Source organism: Dysgonomonas reticulitermitis, assembly GCF_054601275.1.
In genome coordinates, this window is the sequence record NZ_BAAHWU010000022.1 from 47,521 (window position 1) to 53,633 (window position 6,113).

Annotated in this window: 4 protein-coding genes; 3 read left to right on the forward strand and 1 reads right to left on the reverse strand. The window is 38.5% G+C overall.

Annotated features, from left to right (window positions below; translation table 11 throughout):
- Nucleotides 1-130: 130 nt before the first annotated feature.
- A complete protein-coding gene (locus ACYPZI_RS09635; RefSeq protein ID WP_459600993.1) occupies nucleotides 131-772 on the reverse strand; it encodes a thiamine diphosphokinase in 642 nt (213 codons plus the stop codon).
- Between the two features lie 109 nt (nucleotides 773-881).
- Here ACYPZI_RS09635 and ispE point away from each other — a divergent pair, with 109 nt between their 5' ends.
- The 3 genes from ispE to uvrA all read left to right on the forward strand — a co-directional run bounded on the left by ispE (nucleotide 882) and on the right by uvrA (nucleotide 5,668).
- Nucleotides 882-1,706, forward strand: coding sequence for a 4-(cytidine 5'-diphospho)-2-C-methyl-D-erythritol kinase (ispE, locus tag ACYPZI_RS09640; RefSeq protein WP_459600995.1), 825 nt, complete (start codon nucleotides 882-884; stop codon nucleotides 1,704-1,706).
- Nucleotides 1,707-1,824: 118 nt separating this feature from the next.
- Nucleotides 1,825-2,802, forward strand: a complete 978-nt coding sequence (locus tag ACYPZI_RS09645; protein ID WP_459600997.1) for a lytic transglycosylase domain-containing protein — start codon at nucleotides 1,825-1,827, stop codon at nucleotides 2,800-2,802.
- Nucleotides 2,803-2,830: 28 nt separating this feature from the next.
- Nucleotides 2,831-5,668 (forward strand): excinuclease ABC subunit UvrA, encoded by a 2,838-nt coding sequence (uvrA, locus tag ACYPZI_RS09650; protein ID WP_459600999.1) that lies wholly within the window; start codon nucleotides 2,831-2,833, stop codon nucleotides 5,666-5,668.
- Nucleotides 5,669-6,113 lie beyond the last annotated feature (445 nt).

Consider the following 6,113-nt stretch of genomic DNA (forward strand, 5'->3'; position numbering starts at 1 on the left):
TGCAAAGGTACTAAAAAAGTAAGACGGGGAAAATGCTAAATATTCTATTTTAAGTTCAATGTTGAATAGTAGTTAGTAGAAGGTAGTTAGCTGGGAATACACTTTTTGACTACTGACTACCTACTACTATTCAAAACGCCCTATATACGATTGTCCGTCCGGTAGTTTCTATTGTAAATTCATCTTCTATAGCCTCGTTTAATGTAGCCTGCCACCAGTTTGTAAATAGATGATCGGTTACAGGATATACCAAACCGTGAGATGTAATAGAACATCTATCGATACAAAACAATGACACTTGCTGTTTAGGAAAGCAACTGAATACAGAGGGCTTATCTATCGCGACAAAGACACCATGATCGGTAATCATTTCCACATCGGCAACCATCATATATTCACAAAGTAAGCTTACATTAGCTATGGTATGGTCTTCCCGCTTTCCTGTCGCTCCCAAAATCGTAATCTTTCGCCTATTCTGCCTAGCACAAAAATGTACAGCCTTAGTTAAATCATTTGTCTCCTGCTCGGATATACGATGGATAATATCCGTATATTTCAATAGATTTTCTTCTGATAAAGAATCACAGTCCCCAATAATCGCATTGGGCTGTTTTTCAGTATTGGACAGATGATTTATTGCCCCGTCACAACAAACAAGGTATTTACTCTTATTGAATATAGAAAGAGGTATACTATTTGAGGGAAACTCTCCATTGGCAAGAATAACTGTCTCTAACTCTTCATCTATATTTGGTAATTTATAAGCTTTCATTTTCGGCTAAATAAGGGTGTAAAAGTAGTAAAATAGTTTCTTATATATTTCTGAGAAGCGATATATTGCAGATGATTCTTATCTTTACAGCTACTTTAATATACAAAATATGATTTGTTTTCCTAACGCAAAAATAAATTTAGGGCTGAACATCGTTTCCAAGCGAAATGATGGATACCACAATCTGGAAACAATATTTTATCCTATTCCGATAAAAGACGCTTTAGAAATTATAGTAAAAAAGGAACAGGATGCTGACACTTTCATCGAAGCAGGCATCAAAGTAGATTCATCTCCGGAATTAAATTTGGCAATGAAAGCTCTAAAGCTGATGAGAGAGAATTATGACTTCCCTTTCGTAGAAGTCCATCTATTAAAAAAAATCCCTTTTGGCGCCGGTTTAGGCGGAGGCTCAGCAGACGCATCCTTTATGCTTAAACTTATAAATAAGACTTTCGGATCAGGTGCGACAGATGAAGAACTCGCTTCATTGGCGGTAAGACTAGGAGCTGACTGTCCGTTCTTTATATATAACCGTCCCATGTTTGCTTCAGGTATAGGTGAAATATTTGAACCCGTTGATTTTTCCTTAAAAGGATATTCTTTCGTATTGATCAAGCCGGATATACATGTTTCGACCAAAGACGCATTCTCTTTAATAAAACCGACATCACCTGACATTTCACTAAAAGAGATAATTAAGAAACCTGTACAAGAGTGGAAAGACATCATGATAAACGATTTTGAAGTGAGCGTATTCGAGAAATATCCTGCAATAGGTGAAATTAAAAACAAGCTTTATGATAATGGCGCTCTGTATGCATCGATGACCGGTTCCGGATCTTCCGTTTTTGGGATTTTTGACAAACATCCCAAAATAAACGACATTGAATATGAGGGATGCTTTATCTGGAAAGGAATATTAGATATCTAAAAAAAGCTTTAGAGCCTGTTTAAATTTTAGCTTTTTTATAGGTTATGAAGTGATTCCATAATTTCATTTTTGGAAATAATGTAGTACCTTTGATAGTTACTATCAATAATACTCCTTGATGAAAAAAATACTGATATATACTATCCCTGTTATACTTATTTGCCTGATCGCATGTATTTTTCTTTCCAACAACAGTCAGGAAACCGTGGAATCTAAAACGCCTTATGTACTGGCTATGACCAAGTCTGTTGAAGTTCCGCCTAAAGTTATTTTTGCCGGAGAAGAAGTTATTTTGGACAGATACGATATATATGAACGTTACGATAGAGAAATCAACGGTTTCACTTACCTTCATTCGACCACCCTATTACTGATAAAAAAAGCAAACAGATATTTCCCGATTATAGAGCCCATCCTGAAAGAAAACGGAATCCCCGACGACTTTAAATATCTGGCTGTGATAGAAAGTAGCCTGAATCACAGAGCTATATCTCCGGTGGGCGCTGCGGGTTTATGGCAATTTATGACTACAACGGCTCCCAGCTATGGACTTGAAGTATCTTCGGAAGTAGATGAGCGATATTCAATTGAAAAATCAACACAAGCTGCCTGCCGTTATCTGAAAGAGGCTTATAACAAATACGGGAGCTGGTCGGACGTGGCCCTTTCTTATAATGGAGGGCAGGGACGCATTAGTGGCGAGCTGAAAAAACAACAGGCTGAAGACTCTCTCGATTTGTGGCTGGTAGAAGAAACAGTACGCTACTATTATCGTATGCTGGCTATTAAACAGATTTTCGAAAATCCATCTAAATACGGATTTATCCTTACTGCAAAAGATCTATATAAGCCGATAGAATTTACCAAAGTTGAAGTTACACAGTCAATCTCCGATCTGGCAACTTTCGCAAAGGAAAAAGGAATAACTTATGCCCAGCTTAAAGATTTCAATAGTTGGTTGAGAGACCGTAAACTTACGATCTCACCCAAGAGTAAAAATTCGTACACCTTACTTATTCCAACCCGGGAATCTATGTACTATAAAAAAGGAGAAAAAATTAAGGTGCACAATAAGGCTTGGATAGCTGAAGATTAATTTAGAAAAAAGTTCTTCATAATAATAAATGGAAACAAATATACTGGAAGAAAAGGAGACTATCAGCGTGTATGGAGCACGCGTTCATAATCTTAAAAATATTGATGTAGAAATCCCCAGGGATTCACTCGTTGTTATTACAGGATTGAGTGGCAGTGGAAAATCGTCATTGGCATTTGATACTATCTTTGCAGAAGGACAACGCCGCTACATAGAAACATTTTCAGCCTATGCCCGTAATTTTCTTGGCGGCATGGAACGGCCTGATGTAGATAAAATAACCGGATTAAGCCCTGTTATTTCTATCGAACAAAAGACAACAAACCGAAATCCCCGATCCACAGTAGGAACCACTACCGAGATATACGACTTTCTGCGTCTGCTTTATGCACGTGCCGGAGATGCATATTCTTACCTCACCGGAGAAAAGATGGTGAAATACACCGAGGAACAAATATTAGAGCTTATTATGGAACGCTATGTAGGTAAAAAAATATACCTGCTGGCGCCTGTAGTTCGCAACCGCAAAGGGCACTACAAAGAATTATTCGAACAAATAAGTAAAAAAGGATATATTTCAGTTCGTATAGACGGAACAATCAGGGAAATCATTCCGGGTATGCGTGTCGATAGATACAAGATGCATAGCATCGAAGTCCTGATAGACAAGCTAGTAGTATCCAATAAATTCGCCGACAACCTAAAAACAAGTTTGCGGACTGCAATGAAACAAGGAGACGGACTTATAATGATTCAGGATGTAGACTCCGGTGATGTCCGCCATTTTAGCCGCCGGCTAATGTGCCCTACTACCGGGTTATCTTACAGTGAGCCCGCTCCGCATACATTCTCGTTCAATTCTCCGCATGGAGCTTGCCCGCGCTGCAAAGGCTTAGGTATCGTAAACCGGATAGATATGGATAAGATTGTACCCAAACCTCAACTTAGCATTTACGCAGGAGGAATAGCCCCTTTAGGCAAATACAAGAACTCATTATTTTTCTGGCAAATAGAAGCTATCTGTGAAAAGCATGGAGTTACTATAAAAACACCGATCAAAGATATTCCGGAAGAAGCATTGGACGAAATAATGTTCGGGACAGAAGAAAGGCTTCAGATAAAAAATGAGTCGTTAGGAGCTTCAAACTATGTTGTGGCATTCGAAGGGGTAACCAAATACATAGAAATGCAGCAAGATAGCGAATCCTCGGCCTCAGCCCAAAAATGGGCGGAGCAATTCATTAAAACAGATGTTTGCCCGGATTGTAACGGACAACGCCTGAATAAAGAAGCTCTTCATTATAAAATAAACGGAAAAAATATCGCGGAACTCGCGGAAATGGACATTCAACGTTTGCATAACTGGATACAGGACATGGACGACCATATATCTGACAGGCAAAAGACAATAGCAATGGAGATAAAGAAAGAGATCGTATCCCGCCTGTCTTTTCTGCTGGATGTGGGACTCAATTATCTATCATTAAACAGGGGCTCTGTCACTCTATCCGGTGGTGAAAGCCAACGCATTCGTCTGGCAACACAGATAGGATCGCAATTAGTAAATGTTTTATACATTTTGGACGAGCCAAGCATAGGTCTTCACCAAAGGGATAATAACAGGTTGATAGACTCTTTGAAAAAACTACGGGATTCGGGTAACTCTGTAATTGTAGTAGAGCATGACAAAGATATAATGTTAGATGCCGACTATGTAGTGGACTTAGGCCCTTATGCCGGAAGACGCGGCGGGAAGGTTGTATTCGCCGGAACTCCACAAAGAATGCTGGAAGCACGCACATTAACCGCCGACTATCTGAATGGCAAACTCAAAATAGAAGTACCGAAAAAACGACGCGAGGGAAATGGGAAAAAGATAACTCTGAAAGGTGCCACAGGCCATAATCTAAAAAATGTATCCGTCACATTTCCGCTAAACACTTTTATATGCGTTACAGGAGTTTCAGGAAGTGGCAAATCCAGTTTAATAAATGGGACATTACAACCCATACTTAGCCAACATTTATACCGGTCTTTAACAGACCCACTGCCATATAAATCTTTTGAAGGCATAGATTTAGTTGACAAAGTTATCAGTGTAGATCAATCGCCTATCGGTCGAACCCCTCGTTCTAATCCGGCAACATATACAGGTGTTTTTTCTGATATACGGAATCTCTTTGTGAATCTTCCCGAATCAAAAATCAGAGGATATAAACCCGGCAGGTTCTCTTTTAATGTGAAAGGCGGAAGATGTGAAGTATGTGGAGGAAATGGATATAAAACAATTGCCATGAACTTTTTGCCGGACGTATACGTTTCATGCGAAGAATGTCATGGCAAGAGATACAACAGAGAAACCTTAGAGGTAAGATTTAAGGGAAAATCGATTGCCGATGTACTGGATATGACAATCAACATGGCAGTTGAGTTCTTTGAGAATGTACCTAATATTTTACACAAAATAAAAGTATTGCAAGAAGTAGGGCTTGGCTATTTAAAGCTCGGACAGCCATCCACAACACTTTCGGGTGGCGAATCGCAACGTGTAAAGCTCGCGACTGAATTGGCCCGTATAGATACAGGTAACACTATATACATACTAGATGAGCCTACAACAGGCCTTCACTTTGAGGATATCCGTGTTCTGCTCGAAGTGTTGAATAAATTGGTCAACCGGGGGAATACCATCATTGTTATAGAGCATAACCAAGACATTATAAAGAGCGCCGATTATGTTATTGACATGGGACCTGAAGGTGGCATAGGTGGCGGAACTGTAGTAACTTTTGGTAAACCGGAAAATATTATAAAAGAAGGTAATAGCTTCACAGCCGAGTATTTAAGGAAAGAATTACTGGATTAAATCACAAAAAAGAATATTTTTACAAAAAAAATAGATAAAATCTATTGTCAATGTGTAAAATTTACTATCTTTGTTTCGTAATAAAAAACAGTGTTTATTACAGTGTTATTTAAGTAAATAAAAGGATAAGTATAGATGTTTTTTTGATAAAATCTACTCTTATCATTAAGATATTATAGAACACAGAGTTGGTTCCTGAAATTACGTTCTGAACCAAATCAGGCTGCAATCAACTCTATTGTGTAGTTTTGTAAAGTTTGTGTTAAGGTTGGGAAGTCTGCGAAGGGAATTCGCGGGCTTTCTGTTTTATAGATAAAGAAAATAAACCACTATGGATTTCCAATCCATAGGTTTGATTGCGAATAAAATTCGCGTGAGTGTCGACTATAAGTCGATTGAAAAGCGATAACTAAAGTTCTTTGAAATTTTCATTCAAGTATAAAAT